The organism is Vreelandella sp. EE27 (genome assembly GCF_968206495.1).
Genome location: NZ_OZ309109.1, coordinates 3276680 through 3292985, shown reverse-complemented (window position 1 = coordinate 3292985; position 16306 = coordinate 3276680). Strand labels below are relative to the sequence as shown.

Here is a 16306-nt window from a genome sequence, read left to right as displayed (position 1 = left end):
ATGCCAGCCACCGGCCTACAGTTCACTTTAATGCTGCCCGGCGTGGATGACGTCGCGGTCATCGACTTCACCCACCGCGAGGCGCTCTCCGAGCCCTTCGAGCTGACGCTGAACGTCGCCAGCCGCGAAGGCGACCTGGACGCTTCCGAGCTTCTTGACCGCGAAGCCACGCTGACCGTCTGGCAGGACGGCGAGCCGCTGCGCCGGGTCCACGGCATTATCAGCGAGTTCGGCCGGGGTGATCGTGGCCACCGGCGCACCTTCTACTCGCTAACGCTGCGCCCGGCGCTCTGGCGCACCTCGCTGCGCCAGAACGCGCGCATTTTCCAGAAGGTCGACCCGCTCACCATCATCAACACCCTGCTGGACGAGCGCGGTATTACCGATGTGGCCTTCGCCGTCAGCCGCGAACCCCTCGAGCGGGAATACTGCGTGCAGTACCGCGAGACGGATCTCACCTTCATCGAGCGCCTCGCCGCCGAGGAAGGACTTTTTTACTTTCACGAGTTCGAGGACAGCGAGGGCGGCGCCCACCGGCTGGTGTTCTCCGACGACCCCCAGGTACTCACCAACCTGGGCGAGCGCACCTACCACAGCCGCGCCGGCGGCACGCCCCCCACCCGCCACGTGCGCAAGCTGAGTCACACCGCCCGGGTCGCCGCCGCCAGCGCCCAGCTCAAGGACTACAGCTTCAAGAACCCGGCCTACGCCCAGCTTCATGATCACATGGGCGATGACGTCGCCGAGCACGGCCAGCAGACCGACTACGAACACTTTGACTACCCCGGCCGTTACAAGGAAGACGCCTCCGGCAAGCCCTTCACTCGCATCCGCCTGGAGCACCTGCGCCGCAACGCCACCACGGCCAGCGCCCAAAGCGATCTGCCCGAGTTCGCCCCCGGCGCGCGCTTCACGCTTGTTGATCACGACACCGAGAGCCTCAACCGGGACTGGCAGGTGGTCGCGGTGCACCACGCCGGCGAGCAGCCCCAGGCGCTGGAAGAGGACAGCATCAGCGCCAGCGACACCGGCGGCATGACCCGCTACGTCAACCAGGTCACGCTGATGCCCGGTGACGCCGCCTGGCGCGCCACGCCGAACCCCAAGCCAAGAGTCGACGGCCCCCAGGTGGCCTTCGTGGTCGGCCCGGAAGGCGAAGAGATTCACTGCGACGCGCACGGCCGGGTGAAGGTCCAGTTCCCCTGGGACCGCTACGCCGAGCCTGATGACACCGCCAGCTGCTGGGTGCGCGTCTCCCAGGGCTGGGCCGGCGGCGGTTACGGCAGCATTGCACTGCCACGCATCGGCCACGAGGTGATCGTCTCGTTTCTGGAAGGCGACCCGGACCAGCCGCTGGTGACCGGAAGGACCTACCACGCGGTCAACCAGCCCCCCTACGATTTACCGGCGAACAAGACCCGCACGGTGCTGCGCACGCAAAGCCACAAGGCCGAAGGCTTCAACGAACTGCGCTTCGAGGACGAAGCGGGCGAAGAGCAGATCTGGGTCCACGCCCAGAAGGACCTGGAGCTTTTAACGCTCAACGACCGTACCGAGGAGGTGCGCCACGACAGTCACCTCAAGGTGCATCGCAACCGCCTCAGCGAAATTCATAATGACGATCACCTGACGGTCCACAACGACCGTTTTACCCAAATCAAGGGTGACGACCACCTGCAGGTGGACCAGACTCGCCACGAGCTGTACGGCGAGGCGCAGCTTCTGGAAGCGGGGCAGGAGGTTCACCACAAGGCGGGCACGCAGATCGTACTGGAGGCCGGTGCCGAGATTACCCTGAAGGCCGGCGGCAGCTTTATCAAACTCGACCCGAGCGGCGTGACCATTGTCGGCTCCCAGGTCAAGATCAACTCCGGCGGAAGCCCGGGGCGTGGCCAGGGCCAGGCGATCGTGTTGCCCCGCCTGCCCGGCGAGGCCGAGCCGGAAGAGAGCGAGGACACCACCCTCGAGCCTCATCAGACCCCAACGCTAACCAGCGACATTGCCGCCGCCACCCCCGTGGATTTTGCCGACATCGACATCAGCGACGGCCTGGCCAGCGACTGCAGCGCCTGTGAGCCTGCCGTGGGCAGCCCGGTCAACCCGCTGCTGGGCGCCAAGCTGTTGCCTGCCGAGACCGACTTCGCGCTGCCTGCACCCCGGCCCTTCGTGTTCAGCCGCGGCTATCTTTCCAGCAATGCCAACGTGGGCATTCTCGGCCAGGGCTGGTCGATACCTGGCGCAAGCCTGACACTCGAGCTTCATGAAGACGCCTGTATCGTTCACGACGCCCAGGGGCGCGAGATTACCTTTGGCGAATTGGCACCGGGTCAGGCGCGCTTTTCCCCCACCGAACAGCTCTGGATTCGTCGCGGCGGCCCGGATTCACAGGAAGCAGAGGCGGACCCGCGCTGGCAGGTGCTGGACGAAACGCTGCGCCAGGATCCTCAGCGCATCGTGCTAAGCGATGCGAGTCTCGTTTACTACGTGTTCGAACAGCCCGCCGACCCCAGCGCCCGCTGGCCACTAACCCAGGAGCATGACCGCAACGGCTACACCACCGAGTACCAGTGGGAGGCGGATCTGCTGACGCGCGTCATCGACAGCGCCGGGCGCCACTACCAGTTCGTTTACGAGGCGATGCTGCCCAGCCAGCCCAACGATGCGGGCCAGCGCCTTACCGGCGTGAAACTTGCCAAAGAGCACGACGGCAGCGCCCCCGGCGACTGGCTGGTGCGCTACTCCTATAGCTCGGCCGGGGATCTGCTCGCCGTGCGCCAGCGCCACGGCGAGGTGGTGCGTGAGTTCGAGTGGCAGGATCACATGCTGACCGCCCACCGCGTGCCCGGCGGGTTGGAGGCCCACTACACCTGGGACCGCCACGCGCCGGACGGCCGCGTAGTAGGCCAGCAGGAAGCTGGCGGCCTGGCGCGGCGTTTTGAGTATCATGTCGATCACACCCAGGTCACCGACCACCTGGGCCGCGAAGAGCGTTACCACTTCGTGGGCAGCGGCCCCGGCAAGCGCTGGACGGCGCACACCCGCGCCGACGGCTCGCGTATCGAATTTAGCTATGACCGCGCCGGGCAAAAAATTGCCACGGCCGACCCGCTGGGCCGGGAAACAAGGATCGAGCGTAATGAAAGTGGCCAGGTCATCGGCCAGGTAACACCGGACGGCCAGCGCTGGCGCATCGAGCGCGATGCGTTGGGCGACACGGTGAGCATCGAAGGGCCGGAGAGCCAGCACTGGCAGATCACTCGTAACGAACGTGGTCAGCCGATGGAAGTGACGGGGCCGACAGGCACCACGGCGTTTGCTTACGACGACGAGCGCCTGCCCGACCGTGCCACGACGGTGACCGACCCGGGTGGCGCCATCCATCAGCGCGAATGGAACGCTCTGGGCCAGGTCAACGCCGAGATCGACTGCTCCGAGCAGCGCACCGAGTTTGAGTACGACCGCCGCGCGTATCTGGCCAGTGCCACCAACGCCCTGGGCGAGACCACGCGCACCCAGCACGACGAGCTGGGCCGGCGCACCGCCACTCAACTGCCCAACGGCCTTTACTGGCACCAGCATTTTGATCCGCAAGGGCGGCTGGTCGAAGTGGAAGGCCCCCAGGGTTTCCGCCAGCAGTTCTTCTTCGACGAACACGGCCGCCCGGCGCAGCGCACCGAGGCCGACGGCAGTCAGCAGTTCACCGCCTTCGACGACGTGGGCCGCCTGAGTGAGCTGACCCTGGGCAACGGCGCGGTCTACCGCTTCGCCTACGACGACATGGACCGCCTGGCCAGCGAGACCGGCCCGGACGGCCGCGAACAGCAGTACCGCTACGATGAAGCGGGTCAACTGATCGAGCGCATCGAAGCCAGCCGCCCCGGCCCGGACGGCCAGCCGCTTGCCACACGCTATGAGTACGACGCCGCCGGACGCCTGGCGGCGCGCCATTTACCCGCCACCGAGCACGCCCCGGCAAGCCAGGAGCAGTACCGCTGGGGCGCCAACGGCCAGCTTATGAGCGTTACCAACGAGCACGGCGAAGTCGTGTTTCAATATGATGACGCCCAGCGGCTGGTCGGCGAGCAACAGCGCCACGCGGGTATCGAAGGCGGCAGCGGCTGGCAGTGGCAGCAGCAGCACACCCTCACCGCCAACGGCGCCCCGCAAGCGAGCCAGTTCGGCGAGCTACCCGCGCTCAACTGGCACACCTACGGCAGCGGCCACCTGCACGGGCTGAGCGCCCCGGGGCTGAACCTGGAAATCGACCTGGAGCCGGACGCCCTGCACCGGGAGACCCGGCGCCGCCTGACCCTGGCAGCGGACGACCAGGTGCAGCCCCTGATTCTGGAGCGCGGCTATACGAACCTCGGCCAGCTCGATCACCTTACGCTGCGCGGCGCGCAGAACGGCGGCGGGCAGCAGTATCAGTACGACGCTCTGGGCCGCATGAGTTTCAGAAGCGTGCAGAGTGACCAGGCTTCCAGCGTGATTGCCTACAGCTATGACGCCGCCGGCCGCCTGACCGGCAGCCAGCACGGCGACCAGGCCCACCGCTACGCCCTCGATGCCGCCGGTAACCGCCTGGACGGCCAACGGGCGCTGACCGACAACCGCCTCGACCACCTGGACGGCGCCCACCACCGCTTCGACGGCGCGGGCAACATGATCGAAAAGCAAACCGCCAACGGCGACCGCCTGACGCTCGGTTACGATGGCGCCAACCGCCTGGTCCGGCTCACCCGCGCAAGCGAGCGGGGCCGTACGGTCGATGCCACCTACCGCTACGACGGCCTGGGCCGCCGCATCAGCAAGACCGTGCGCCACGAAAACGGCACCACCGCCACCACCCACCACGGCTGGGACGGCGACCGCATCGTGCGGGAAGAAAGTGACAACCAGCACTCGACCATCGTTTACGAGCCGGGTAGCTTCGTGCCCATGCTGCGCATCGACGACACCCAGGAAGGCCCGCAACTCAGCGCCTTTGTCACGGATGCGATTGGCACCCCGATGCAGCTCGTGGCCGCCAACGGCGAAACGCAGTGGCAGGGCCAGCCCGATGATTGGGCGGCGGTGAAGAACGTGCGCGGCAGTGCCCGCCAACCAATTCGCTTCCAAGGGCAATGGCAGGACGAGGAGAGTGGGCTTTACTACAACCGCCACCGGTATTACGACCCGCAGCAAGGGCGGTATGTGAGTCAGGATCCGATTGGGTTAAGTGGTGATGAAACCAATTTATATGGATACGTTGCAAATCCAACATCAGAGGTCGATCCACTAGGTCTTTTTGCTTGTGGTGGATTTTGTATCGCTGGGGTGATGGCAGCAATTGGTGCAGGAGTGGCAGGAAGCGGGAGTGCTATAAATCAGAAATTTATAAGAAAGGAATGTGAGGTGGATTTTCTAGAAGTAGGTAATGCCATGCTATGGGGCGGAGTTGGCGGGGCAGCTATGCCTGCGTTAGGTACAACTATTGTAGGTGCTGGTGCTATTGGTGGGGCAACTGGCCTAGGACAATATACTACTGGCAGTATAATCACTAATCAGGAGATGTCTGCTGCTGGAGCTATTACAAATACTGGTATGGGGGCCTTGGGCGGTGGTTTAGGTGGTAGTTATAGTCGAAATATATGGTATGGGACACGAGGGACGGCATTACCAGAAGCTGCTTATCGTCAAGGTGTAAAACGTGAGATTAACCAGAATACGACTCCCCAAAGTATTGGTCAGGGCGTTGGCGGAAGTGCTGTTGGAAATACTGACCCAGCACAAGTTCCATGCTTAGGATGTAAACCGGAGTGTGAGTAAATAAAATGAGGAAAGTAAATGGGTTTGATGTTATTAAGGATATCTTAACTCCTAATCACTTAATAACTTGGATAGGTGTTTTTTTACTAGTGGGAGCTGCTGCTTTTAGTTTCAACAGTATGAAATATGCTATTGTAGACAGAGCTAAGACCTATGATTGGGTAGAAGTTGATGGAAAGATAGAGGATGTTGAAGATTTAAAAGGGGGCAAGCGATTTAAAATACGCTACTCATACTATTTTGAAAGTTCACAGTATGCCGGGAGTAGTATCGATCCATCAAGACACAACAGTACCAGTCTAAATAATCGTGAGATAAATAGGGTGAAAAGTGAATTCCAAAATAACGAATCTATATCAGTTTTTGTAAATCCAGAAAATCCACTTGATTCATATTACAATTTGAAATGGTATAATTTTTATGTGGCAATCCCTATCTCTATAGTTTTTATATTTTTTATAGCGATTTATTCTTATGTCGCATTAAGTGCATTGCTTTCTGGTTTGTCAAGACTAAAAAAGAAATAATCACTTAGAAGAAGCCAATGAGATGCGAGGAAGACTGTATAGACATAACCATAAGCCGATAGAGAAATTTCAAAAGTCTGTGTCAAGTTACCAGCTTTAAGCATGGGCTATATTCGATGGTGGCAGAGGCTGGCAGCTGCACCATATCCTCACCGCCAACGGCGCCCCTCAAGCGAGCCAATTTGGCGAGCTACCCGCGCTCAACTGGCACACCTACGGCAGCGGCCACCTGCACGGGCTGAGCGCCCCGGGGCTGAACCTGGAAATCGACCTGGAGCCGGACGCTCTGCACCGGGAGACCCAGCGGCGCCTGACCCTGGCAGCGGGCGACCAGGCGCCGCCCCTGATTCTGGAGCGCGGCTATACGAACCTCGGCCAGCTCGATCACCTGACCCTGCGCGGTGCGCAGAACGGTGGCGGGTAGCAGTACCAGTACGACGCTCTGGGTCGCATGAGTTTCAGAAGCGTGCAGAGTGACCAGGCTTCCAGCGTTATTGCCTACAGCTATGACGCCGCGGGCCGCCTGACCGGCAGCCAGCACGGCGACCAGGCCCACCGCTACGCCCTCGATGCCGCCGGTAACCGCCTGACGCTCGGTTTTGATGGTGCCAACCGGCTGGTCCAGCTCACCCGCGCAAGCGAGCGGGGCCGTACGGTCGATGCCACCTACCGCTACGACGGCCTGGGCCGCCGTATCAGCAAAACCGTGCGCCACGAAAACGGCACCACCGCCACCACCCACTACGGCTGGGACGGCGACCGCCTCGTGCGCGAAGAAAGCGAGAATCAGCGCTCGACCATCGTTTACGAGCCGGGTAGCTTCGTGCCCATGCTGCGCATCGACGACACCCAGGAAGGCCCGCAACTCAGCGCCTTTGTCACGGATGCGATTGGCACCCCGATGCAGCTCGTGGCCGCCCACGGCGAAACGCAGTGGCAGGGCCAGCCCGATGATTGGGCGGCGGTGAAGAACATTCGTGGCAATACAGCGCAGCCGATTCGGTTTCAGGGCCAGTGGCAGGACGAGGAGAGTGGGCTTTACTACAACCGCCACCGGTATTACGACCCGCAGCAGGGGCGGTATGTGAGCCAGGATCCGATTGGGTTGCGCGGTGGCACTAACTTGTATGGGTATGTGGCTAATCCAATGGGGGCGGTGGATCCATTGGGGTTAGAAGGCTTTTTGGCCGAAATGGGAGCCTCTATATCTAATTCTGCCCGTAATGGATATACAGCTTTGAGTGAAGCGTCGGGCCCGGTGATAGAAAAAGCTTGGGGATATGCGGATACTGCTGCTAACTACTTAGGTGGTGCAGGTCAAATCATGACTGGCGGTGCCATGTGTATGACGGTTGCAGGCTGTATGTTAGGAGGGCCATTGATCGGGCTTGGGGCTAATAGTATACAAGAAGCCTATACAGGAGAAGTTGGGTATATACGTAGTGCGGCTATTTCTGTTGGAGGAGAGCAGGCAGGAAATCTTGCCGTCGATACTGCAAACCTTGGAACATCAGTAGGTGGGTTAACAAGAAAAGTTGTTTCACCTGATACTTGGCGTCTCTTTAGGAATATTAATGCAGATTATGTGAGGAACTATGAAACGATGTCTCGTGGAGGTCTTTTGCTTGAGGCCGGTTCAGGTACTATTGGTGTTACCAATAGTATAGATACTTATATAAAGTCCGGAGAAAGTGATGAGTGAGGCAGTTCTGGTTTCTTTAATTATTATTCAAATGATTTTTTATTTTTTTTCTAAAAAAATATTTGATGTTTTTGGTTATAATAAGCTTTTGGCTATAATGATTTTTATGGGCTGTTTAGCCCCCATCCCTGGATGGTTGGTGGATAAAGAATATTTAGATAAAAATTTAATTACAGTTTTTCTTTCTATAAGCATATGGGTCGTTATGCTTGTTGTTTTTTTAATTGTAGATCGACGTTTTAGGCGTCAGCGAATAAGATAGCAAAGGAGTAATAGTCAGAGTGGTATGGTGTCTTATTAGATGATGTAGTAAGAGCAATTGATTAATTAAACACCTTATTAAGATTACCGCCAACGTCACCTCGCAGCAGAGCCAATTTGGCGAGCTGCCCGCGCTCAACCGGCACACCTACGGCAGCGGCCACCTGCACAGGTTGAGCGCCCCGGGGCTGAACCTGGAAATCGACCTGGAGCCGGACGCCCTGCACCGGGAAACCCGGCGCCGCCTGGACGGCCAGCAGGCGCTGACCGACAACCGCCTCGACCATCTGGACGGTGCCCGCCACCGCTTCGACGGCGCGGGCAACATGATCGAAAAGCAGGCCGCCAACGGCGACCGCCTGACACTCGGTTACGATGGTGCCAATCGGCTGGTCCAGCTCACCCGCGCAAGCGAGCGGGGCCGTACGGTCGAGGCCACCTACCGCTACGATGGCCTGGGCCGCCGCATCAGCAAGACCGTGCGCCACGAAAACGGCACCACCACCACCACCCACTACGGCTGGGACGGCGACCGCATCGTGCGCGAAGAGTCCGAAAAGCAACGCTCGACCATCGTTTACGAGCCGGGTAACTTCGTGCCCATGCTGCGCATCGACGACACCCAGGAAGGCCCGCAACTCAGCGCCTTTGTCACGGATGCGATTGGCACGCCGATGCAGCTCGTGGCCGCCAACGGCGAAACGCAGTGGCAGGGTCAACCCGATGACTGGGCGGCGGTGAAAAACGCGCGCGGCAGTGCCCGTCAGCCGATTCGCTTCTAGGGGCAATGGCAGGATGAGGAGAGTGGGCTCTACTACAACCGGCATCGGTATTATGATCCGCAGCAGGGGCGGTATGTGAGTCAGGATCCGATTGGGTTGCGGGGGGATTACCGCTCTTGATGAAGCTGCTACTGTAATTAAGCGAAGAACAAATGCAGAATATGACCAATCATTGTTAAACCAAATAGACGCGGATTAACTTTCTTCGCAAGGACTTATTAGTATGGAAATTGAAAACTTACTCGGGTGTCTTGGAGATGCGGTATCGAGCCGACAACTGAATAGTATTCTACAAAAAGAGGGCATCGATTTATCTAGCGATCTGATTTTGCCTGACAGCGAATATAGAACATATATTGAACGACCCGCTAAAGGTTATTCTTTAGTATTTACAGATGAAGCTGTGTTTTTAGGGATAACCAACCAACCGATAGGCAAAAGTGCACTCTATTTAAGCGGGGTTTTTTTATATGGTGAAGGTAAGGATGGTTACACTCAGTTCAATGGAAAACTGCCGATAGGCTTGTCTTTTTCTGCTAATCAAGAAGATATTAAAACCATGTTGGGGAATCCATCTTGGAATCGAAAACGTAGCGATGGTTCTGTGGCTGCGGAACGATGGGATAACATTGCTGATTATAGAGTTCATATTACCTATACAAAACCAACGTCAAAGCCAGTACTTATATCCTTAAGTAAAGCCGACGGATGAGTGGACGGCATCAAGTTCCAATTGCAACACTATTGAACCCGGCTTATTCATGAGAGCTGCCAGCAGTACCAGTACGACGCCCTGGGCCGCATGAGTTTCAGAAGCGTGCAGAGTGACCTGGCTTCCAGCGTGATTGCCTACAGCTATGACGCCGCGGGCCGCCTGACCGGCAGCCAGCACGGCGACCAGGCCCACCGCTACGTCCTCGATGTCGCCGGTAACCGCCTGGACGGCGCCCGCCACCGCTTCGACGGCGCGGGCAACATGATCGAAAAGCAGGCCGCCAACGGCGACCGCCTGACACTCGGTTTTGATGGTGCCAACCGGCTGGTCCAGCTCACCCGCGCAAGCGAGCGAGGCCGTACGGTCGATGCCACCTACCGCTACGACGGCCTGGGCCGCCGCATCAGCAAGACCGTGCGCCACGAAAACGGCACCACCGCGACCACTCACTACGGCTGGGACGGCGACCGGATGGTGCGCGAAGCGTCCGAAAATCAGGGCTCGACCATCGTTTACGAGCCGGGCAGCTTCGTGCCCATGCTGCGCATCGACGATACCGAACAGGGCCCGCAACTCAGCGCCTTCATCACTGATGCGATTGGCACCCCGATGCAGCTCGTTGCCGCCAACGGCGAAACGCAGTGGCAGGGCCAGCCCGATGACTGGGCGGCGGTGAAGAATGTGCATGGAAGTGCCCGTCAGCCGATTCGGTTCCAGGGGCAATGGCAGGACGAGGAGAGTGGGCTCTATTACAACCGGCACTGGTATTACGACCCGCAGCAGGGGCGGTATGTGAGCCAGGATCCGATTGGGCTCAACGGCGATATGAACTTGTATGGTTATGTGGACAACCCGATGGGTATGGTGGATCCGCTAGGATTGTTTGATCGGCCAGGAGATATTGATCAATCTCGTCGCCGAGGACGCCGCCCAAGTGATCAATCTAGTCGACCAAGAGGGCGTACCGGCAATCCCTATTCCCGTTTTCCACCTGCGACTAGGTCAAATTTAGAAAAGATAGGGAACTGGGGATTAAATGAAGTCTGGGATAAAGTTACAGGGGGCTTTCTAAGATTGAAACTGCCACCGGAGCTATAGTTAAAGCCAGTCCTGTTCGTGTCTTGATTGGAGGGGTAATTACGCCTAGTGAAATAAGTAAAAAACAATCTTTGTACTACGATCTTGATGGCGGCGGTCTTTCAGATAGACACTTCGAAGCAGGGATGTGTATTCTAGGAGAAAATTAAAATGCAGAGAATCGACTATAGTTTCTGGGTCAACAAATGGACGGAGCGAGTAATAATGCTACCGTTATACTTATTAAATATTATTGCTCTTCTAGGAACTAAGGGATGGGTGCAAGTATTGTTTTTTATGTTGTGTTTTTTTTCTTTTTCGCCTTTATATAAGATGCTATTTATAACCCGTCCATGCTTTTAGAAGTCAATGCCACGAGTTGGTTTTACGGCGCTTATTTGGTTGTTGCTTCCCGCTTGGGTGCTTTTTACTTATCGGTAACATTCATTTAAATCAATAGCAATAATAAAGACCATCCATCTAATGTTAAAATTGATAGGCAGGTAGCTATCACTCCAAAACTAATCGCCTAAACTGGGTGCCTCGCGGCGTGTCTTTTGCCCGCCGCAGAGCACGCTCCGGCGAGTTGACGTTCCGCTAAGACGAAGTTCAGCGGCTGGCCGGCGGTCAGGCCTACCTTTACGCTCTCCGACGGCGCCAACCGCTTGGTAAGCCTCACCCACACCAGCGGCTACGGCCATACCACGGAGGCTTCCTACCGCTACGACGGTCTGGGCCGCCGCATCAGCAAGACCGTGCGCCACGAAAAACGGCACCACCGCCACCACCCACTACGGCTGGGACGGCGACCGCATCGTGCGCGAAGAAAGTGACAACCAGCAAGGCCCACAGCTCAGCGCCTTCGTCACGGATGCGATTGGTACGCCCATGCAGCTCGTTGCCGCCAACGGCGAAACGCAGTGGCAGGGCCAGCCCGATGACTGGGCGGCGGTGAAGAATGTGCGCGGCAGTGCCCGTCAGCCGACTCGGTTTCAGGGGCAATGGCAGGACGAGGAGAGCGGGCTCTACTACAACCTGCATCGGTATTACGACCCGCACTAGGGGCGGTATATTAGCCAAGATCCGATTGGGTTACGGGGTGGTGCTAACTTGTATGGGTATGTGGTGAATCCAATGGGGCGGTGGATCCGTTGAGTTTAAACCCGGCCGCAGCATGTGCGATACCAGTTGTTACTCCCGCATGCGCTTCTGCAGCACAATGGATTACAGGTGTAGGAGTGGCAGCTGCTACGGCTGTAGTAGCAATCTTACCGGGTTCAACATCAGCGTCATCTAGAGCACAAGAGGTAGAGTGACTCACTGCTGCACACAGGACAGCAGCTGGTGACCGCTCATTACCTGGCTATGGGGCAATTGTACTCCTGATGAACAGGATGAGTTAAAGAGGCAACAAGATGAGGCGTGTAACAGAACAAAAGGGCTTGGGATGTGTGATCATAATGAGATTGAATATGGTAGAGCTGAGATTTTCGACGTTTGTGCTCAGGCTAGGATTAATATAGTTGGAAGATACTTTGCTAAAGGCGATGCAGGTCATAAAAACCAAATAAATCAAAATTTTAGAAATGCCGTGTCGTGTGCTAGAGATTCTGAAGTAAAAAGTGATAACCTAATGTTTAAATATATTGACGTATTTTAACGATTGAATAATGGTGGCAAATGTCCAGTCTAAGACTCTCCAACCACGAAATATATAGAAAAAAGCTTCTCAGGGAGTTTCCAACTAACTTCCCAAGCGGGGAGCTATTCCTTCCCATTTTGGCTTCTTACGGGGACTTATCTGATGAAGAAGATTTCTTCAAGCAACGGGCCATTTTCCATGAAAAAAAATGGTATGAAGTTAACTTTAATAATGCAAAAGAATTTGACTTTGGTTGGGGGCCTTTTTCATCATTAAGAAATTTAGGTGAAGTTTATTATCTTCCGGCATTTCTCGATTATTTTTATGAAGTTGAAAATTTAAAAAAAGGAAATATTGGTGATTACTTTGACTCGATTTTTTTTAGCATACTAGGAGATAAAGAAGCAACTGAAATTTTTACCATTGAGCAAAGTAAGCTAATCGCTTTATTTTTGGTTAACCTATCAAATCTTGTTGATGACACCTATGGAGAAGGAAAAAAGTATCAAAAAGAACTTACAAGTAACTGGGGGCATTTTTTACTTTTTTGATAAACAATAAACCTGAATTTAAGCAATAAGCGCAGCACAGGTAGTGCCTCATTAAACATCGGACAGGGTTGACTGTATCGGGGGGAGGATTGTCCAAAAATATGGTGGTTATACAATTGGTAATTATGTGTTTAAGGGGCCTGCTCCTCATCTCGGTAATCACCCAGGTACTTTGAGGTTGGTTGCAAGCACTACCGCTTTTAATTCTGCTCTTATAACAAGTGCTTATGAAGCGGGTGCTGGGGAGGCTCTATCGTAAGAACCTTGGCAAACCGATACTTTCGAGGATTAAGTGAAATTTTAGATTGATTAGTATCTAAAATTCGGAGATCGGCATGTTGAAAAGGAATAGAGTTAAAAAGGTGAGATTTTTTTATGGATTTCTATGTGGCTTTGTAGTAGTTGTCTGCCTTTGTTCTGTTATAGGTATTGTTATAATGCTTTTTGAAGAAGGAATAGATTTAAGAGTACTTTTGTTTTCTTTGGCGATAGGTCTAATGCTTCATGTGTCAGCTTCAGTAATGCTGACCGGCTACCCTCCAGGATACTTGAGATGGACTTCAGGTCATGAATAATATCCATCAATGATTAGCTATATAAATTTATAATATTGTTTTTATGATGCCGCCGGCCGCCTGAACGGCAGCCAGCACCGTGACCAGAAGATAATTCCTATCGTCAAAATCAAGAACTGTTATACAGTATTACAATTCCTTCTCCAATTGTCATTGATACGGAAATAATTACAGAGCCCATTAATTATGGAGGTCATGAGCTGTATTATGTCGGATTGATTATGAAAGGTAACGCTTTAGTGTCTTTGGTCAATTACTGGAATGGAATACCTTTGTTCTCATATATTAGCCTTATTTGGACGTAAAGGAGTATTCCTTCCTTGTTAGCAAAAGAAAGAGGAAGCGAATGATAGAAAAAAGAAAAATATGCCTAAGATGCTCATTTATTACTTACTTAGTGAGTGTTGCATGCGCTATGCTTGTCCCGATATTTTATATTTTTATTGAACATCCAATAGAAGGGCCTTTGCTCATTATGACATCTATGTTGTTGCCACTATTTGATTCATATCGTAGTAAAGAAATAGTGGAAGAAGCAGTGGCAGAGGTGAGTGGAGTAAAATATATAATATCCGTTTTGATTATAACTGTTATTTTAATAACTTTCTATAAAGACAAACTTCAAGTCTTGGTTGGGAAAGAAGTATGCTTCATAGCTTTAGGAGTGGCTTTGGTATTAGCTACAAACCTTTTTTGCTTTAGAATCATTCGTCAAAAAGGCCGTTGATTTTAGATGTTTGTTCCCGAAGTGTAGTGGTTAGGTGTTCTGTCCCACCAAGTAGTGGTTCGGTTCATGATGGAACCTGTCCGGGGCATCCTGGCTGGTGCGGATGTCACAGATAACGAGATGCACGTAGCCGATCGCATACGCCCTGAACGGCTGTCCTTTTGTTTGGGCTCCGGCTTCAAGTGGCAACCGGCTGATACCGTGACGCTGATAGAGGCGATGCAGGCTGGAGCGCGTCAGGTGCGGTATAAAGCGCTGCAGCGTAAACAGGCAGTCATCCAGTGGCAGGTGACGGCAGTGGCTTCTTCCATCGGTGTCAGAGAAGACGAGCGACGTGTCTTTGACCCCATTCTCTCTTTTTCAACCGACGTGCGCTGCCGCCATTTGAGGACGGTTTTGGGATTGAGGTTGTAGCGTCGACTCAATTCTGTGACCGAAGCCGTCGATCGCTGTATGTCCTTTCGGATGGCGTGCGTGGTCGTGGCTTGTCGAATAGACCATTACACTTCGAGACCATACACCTGGCTGAAACGCGCCCATCCACCTCCGGCGGCCACGGGTCGTCACCGCTGATCCACTATGGCGCTTTCACGTTTAATAGACCATCCCCAGTAGGAGATATCGTTATGCGAAAAACTCGTTGGTTTTTTGGCGTGGCTGCCATTTTGGTCACGAGTTGGGTCATAGGGAGTTGGAGTGTGTGGGAGCGGGTTAGTAGCGATTTTATAAAAGAAGATGAACCTTACGGGCCTGGCGACTTTAGGATTCGAGGGGATAACACACTATCTCTCAAGCTTACAAAACCCGAAATAACTTTTAAACCTCGCGAGGAGCGTAGCACCCTGCAAAAACCGGAACCTTCGGAACCTTGGATGGGGGATGTCAACGAAAGAGCTAATCGCCGTACGGTAAGGCTATTAAGTGGATCAATTAGTAACGGGGCTGATCGGCTATTTGAAGAGCCTGCCCAACAAGCTGACTGGTGGCTATCCAGGGATTGGAATACGCTTTACCTGGCCACAGGCTGGATGGATTATCACTTAAACCCACCTCCAGGCGGGCGCTATACGCCTCAAATCACGCAGTTATTCAAATCCACTGATCAGGGCGAGTCCTAGGAGAAAATGCGCTGGCCGGAGGAGCAGAATATTTCCGCCCTGCGTTTTATCGACGCCGAGCGCGGCTACCTGATTGGCTGGGGGCCCCATATCTGGCGCACTAACGATGGCGGCGACACCTGGCAGGAAATTCCGGTGCCAGAAACATCCCGCGACCCTGGCAACGAACGCCAACGCTTTGATTTAGTCGCGCTCGGGGAAGATAACGTCCTGCGCATGGCCTTTCATGATCAAGTCCGCGACGAAAGCGTGATGTACACCCTGCCCTGGGGAGAAGACGAGCCCGGCTTTGAGCTGGCCCTGGGCCATTACCGCGTCATGGATATCGCGGCGACCGACCAAAGCGAAACGTATATTCTGGCCAGATGGGGCCGCCCTCATGGCTTTATGCCCAAAGACAAGCTTCCCGACCACCCGTCTTCCGTCTGGCACTGGAATGGCGACGAGTTAACCGAGCTGCACGAATTTGATAGCGACCTGGTGGGTTATGCCCTTTACATCACCCCCGATGAAGGCCTGCTATTTGACGGCGTGAATCAAGGCAGCTTGTTGGGCAGCGATGTGACAGCGGTTAGTTACGATGGCGGCGGCAGTTGGCGGATGGAAGATGAAGGCCCCAATGCCCAGGGTGGCTATTACAATACTCGCACAGGCGAACGGTGGCGTGTGGTGGGTTACTCGCTCTATCGGCGGGAGATCCCTTAGGCCTATTGCATGCATATTCACCAATGCGCCCTCATTATTTATAATCATTAACCCCCTGCACCATCTGCCAAGGTTAATTCTAAAAACACTACATGGTCGCCGGCAAGGTCGTTTTG

15 protein-coding genes and 2 pseudogenes are annotated in these 16306 nt (G+C 54.9%); 16 read left to right on the top strand and 1 reads right to left on the bottom strand.

Features of this window, described 5'->3' with window-relative positions; all coding sequences use genetic code 11:
* The 3 genes and pseudogenes from ACWHVV_RS15435 to ACWHVV_RS15425 all read left to right on the top strand — a co-directional run.
* Window positions 1–1971: pseudogene (locus ACWHVV_RS15435) on the top strand (type VI secretion system Vgr family protein); the annotation flags it as partial.
* A 45-nt stretch (window positions 1972–2016) separates the two neighbouring features.
* A complete protein-coding gene (locus tag ACWHVV_RS15430) occupies window positions 2017–5808 on the top strand; it encodes an RHS repeat-associated core domain-containing protein (protein WP_447929170.1) in 3792 nt (1263 codons plus the stop codon).
* Between the two features lie 5 nt (window positions 5809–5813).
* Window positions 5814–6335 (top strand): hypothetical protein, encoded by a 522-nt coding sequence (locus ACWHVV_RS15425; protein ID WP_447927014.1) that lies wholly within the window; start codon window positions 5814–5816, stop codon window positions 6333–6335.
* A 190-nt stretch (window positions 6336–6525) separates the two neighbouring features.
* Here the strand turns inward: ACWHVV_RS15425 and ACWHVV_RS15420 are convergent, their stop codons facing one another.
* Window positions 6526–7050 (bottom strand): hypothetical protein, encoded by a 525-nt coding sequence (locus tag ACWHVV_RS15420; protein WP_447927013.1) that lies wholly within the window; start codon window positions 7048–7050, stop codon window positions 6526–6528.
* On the opposite strand from ACWHVV_RS15420, the gene ACWHVV_RS15415 reads away from it, so the two are divergent.
* The 13 genes and pseudogenes from ACWHVV_RS15415 to ACWHVV_RS15355 all read left to right on the top strand — a co-directional run bounded on the left by ACWHVV_RS15415 (window position 7042) and on the right by ACWHVV_RS15355 (window position 16190).
* Window positions 7042–8037, top strand: coding sequence for an RHS repeat-associated core domain-containing protein (locus tag ACWHVV_RS15415; RefSeq protein WP_447927012.1), 996 nt, complete (start codon window positions 7042–7044; stop codon window positions 8035–8037). The two genes, ACWHVV_RS15420 and ACWHVV_RS15415, sit on opposite strands and share 9 nt — an antisense overlap.
* Window positions 8030–8299 carry a hypothetical protein gene (locus ACWHVV_RS15410; protein ID WP_447894335.1) on the top strand — a complete coding sequence of 90 codons (270 nt, stop codon included), beginning with the start codon at window positions 8030–8032 and terminating at the stop codon, window positions 8297–8299. The genes ACWHVV_RS15415 and ACWHVV_RS15410 overlap by 8 nt, the downstream gene beginning before the upstream one ends.
* Before the next feature lie 172 nt (window positions 8300–8471).
* Window positions 8472–9080 (top strand): RHS domain-containing protein, encoded by a 609-nt coding sequence (locus ACWHVV_RS15405; protein ID WP_447927011.1) that lies wholly within the window; start codon window positions 8472–8474, stop codon window positions 9078–9080.
* Window positions 9081–9092: 12 nt separating this feature from the next.
* A pseudogene (locus ACWHVV_RS15400) lies at window positions 9093–9200 on the top strand (RHS repeat-associated core domain-containing protein); the annotation flags it as partial.
* A 103-nt stretch (window positions 9201–9303) separates the two neighbouring features.
* Complete coding sequence (locus ACWHVV_RS15395; RefSeq protein ID WP_447927010.1) at window positions 9304–9792, top strand: hypothetical protein; 489 nt, start codon at window positions 9304–9306, stop codon at window positions 9790–9792.
* Window positions 9793–9882: 90 nt separating this feature from the next.
* A complete protein-coding gene (locus ACWHVV_RS15390; protein ID WP_447927009.1) occupies window positions 9883–10893 on the top strand; it encodes an RHS repeat-associated core domain-containing protein in 1011 nt (336 codons plus the stop codon).
* Between the two features lie 795 nt (window positions 10894–11688).
* Complete coding sequence (locus tag ACWHVV_RS15385; RefSeq protein WP_447927008.1) at window positions 11689–11934, top strand: RHS repeat-associated core domain-containing protein; 246 nt, start codon at window positions 11689–11691, stop codon at window positions 11932–11934.
* Between the two features lie 292 nt (window positions 11935–12226).
* On the top strand, window positions 12227–12532 hold the full coding sequence (locus tag ACWHVV_RS15380) for a hypothetical protein (RefSeq protein WP_447929169.1): 306 nt from the start codon (window positions 12227–12229) through the stop codon (window positions 12530–12532).
* Between the two features lie 20 nt (window positions 12533–12552).
* Window positions 12553–13065, top strand: a complete 513-nt coding sequence (locus ACWHVV_RS15375) for a hypothetical protein (protein ID WP_447927007.1) — start codon at window positions 12553–12555, stop codon at window positions 13063–13065.
* Window positions 13066–13986: 921 nt separating this feature from the next.
* Window positions 13987–14367, top strand: a complete 381-nt coding sequence (locus tag ACWHVV_RS15370; RefSeq protein ID WP_447927006.1) for a hypothetical protein — start codon at window positions 13987–13989, stop codon at window positions 14365–14367.
* A gap of 66 nt (window positions 14368–14433) precedes the next feature.
* Window positions 14434–14781 (top strand): hypothetical protein, encoded by a 348-nt coding sequence (locus ACWHVV_RS15365; RefSeq protein ID WP_447927005.1) that lies wholly within the window; start codon window positions 14434–14436, stop codon window positions 14779–14781.
* A 212-nt stretch (window positions 14782–14993) separates the two neighbouring features.
* Window positions 14994–15485, top strand: a complete 492-nt coding sequence (locus tag ACWHVV_RS15360; RefSeq protein ID WP_447927004.1) for a hypothetical protein — start codon at window positions 14994–14996, stop codon at window positions 15483–15485.
* Window positions 15486–15491: 6 nt separating this feature from the next.
* Window positions 15492–16190, top strand: a complete 699-nt coding sequence (locus tag ACWHVV_RS15355; protein ID WP_447927003.1) for a hypothetical protein — start codon at window positions 15492–15494, stop codon at window positions 16188–16190.
* The last annotated feature ends 116 nt before the right edge of the window (window positions 16191–16306 follow it).

Coding starts and splice junctions, on each gene's coding strand:
- ACWHVV_RS15425 (WP_447927014.1), top strand. CDS start 5,814: ATGAGGAAAGTAAATGGGTTTGATGTTATTAAGGATATCTTAACTCCT.
- ACWHVV_RS15410 (WP_447894335.1), top strand. CDS start 8,030: ATGAGTGAGGCAGTTCTGGTTTCTTTAATTATTATTCAAATGATTTTT.
- ACWHVV_RS15395 (WP_447927010.1), top strand. CDS start 9,304: ATGGAAATTGAAAACTTACTCGGGTGTCTTGGAGATGCGGTATCGAGC.
- ACWHVV_RS15390 (WP_447927009.1), top strand. CDS start 9,883: ATGAGTTTCAGAAGCGTGCAGAGTGACCTGGCTTCCAGCGTGATTGCC.
- ACWHVV_RS15375 (WP_447927007.1), top strand. CDS start 12,553: ATGTCCAGTCTAAGACTCTCCAACCACGAAATATATAGAAAAAAGCTT.
- ACWHVV_RS15370 (WP_447927006.1), top strand. CDS start 13,987: ATGATAGAAAAAAGAAAAATATGCCTAAGATGCTCATTTATTACTTAC.
- ACWHVV_RS15365 (WP_447927005.1), top strand. CDS start 14,434: ATGATGGAACCTGTCCGGGGCATCCTGGCTGGTGCGGATGTCACAGAT.
- ACWHVV_RS15360 (WP_447927004.1), top strand. CDS start 14,994: ATGCGAAAAACTCGTTGGTTTTTTGGCGTGGCTGCCATTTTGGTCACG.
- ACWHVV_RS15355 (WP_447927003.1), top strand. CDS start 15,492: ATGCGCTGGCCGGAGGAGCAGAATATTTCCGCCCTGCGTTTTATCGAC.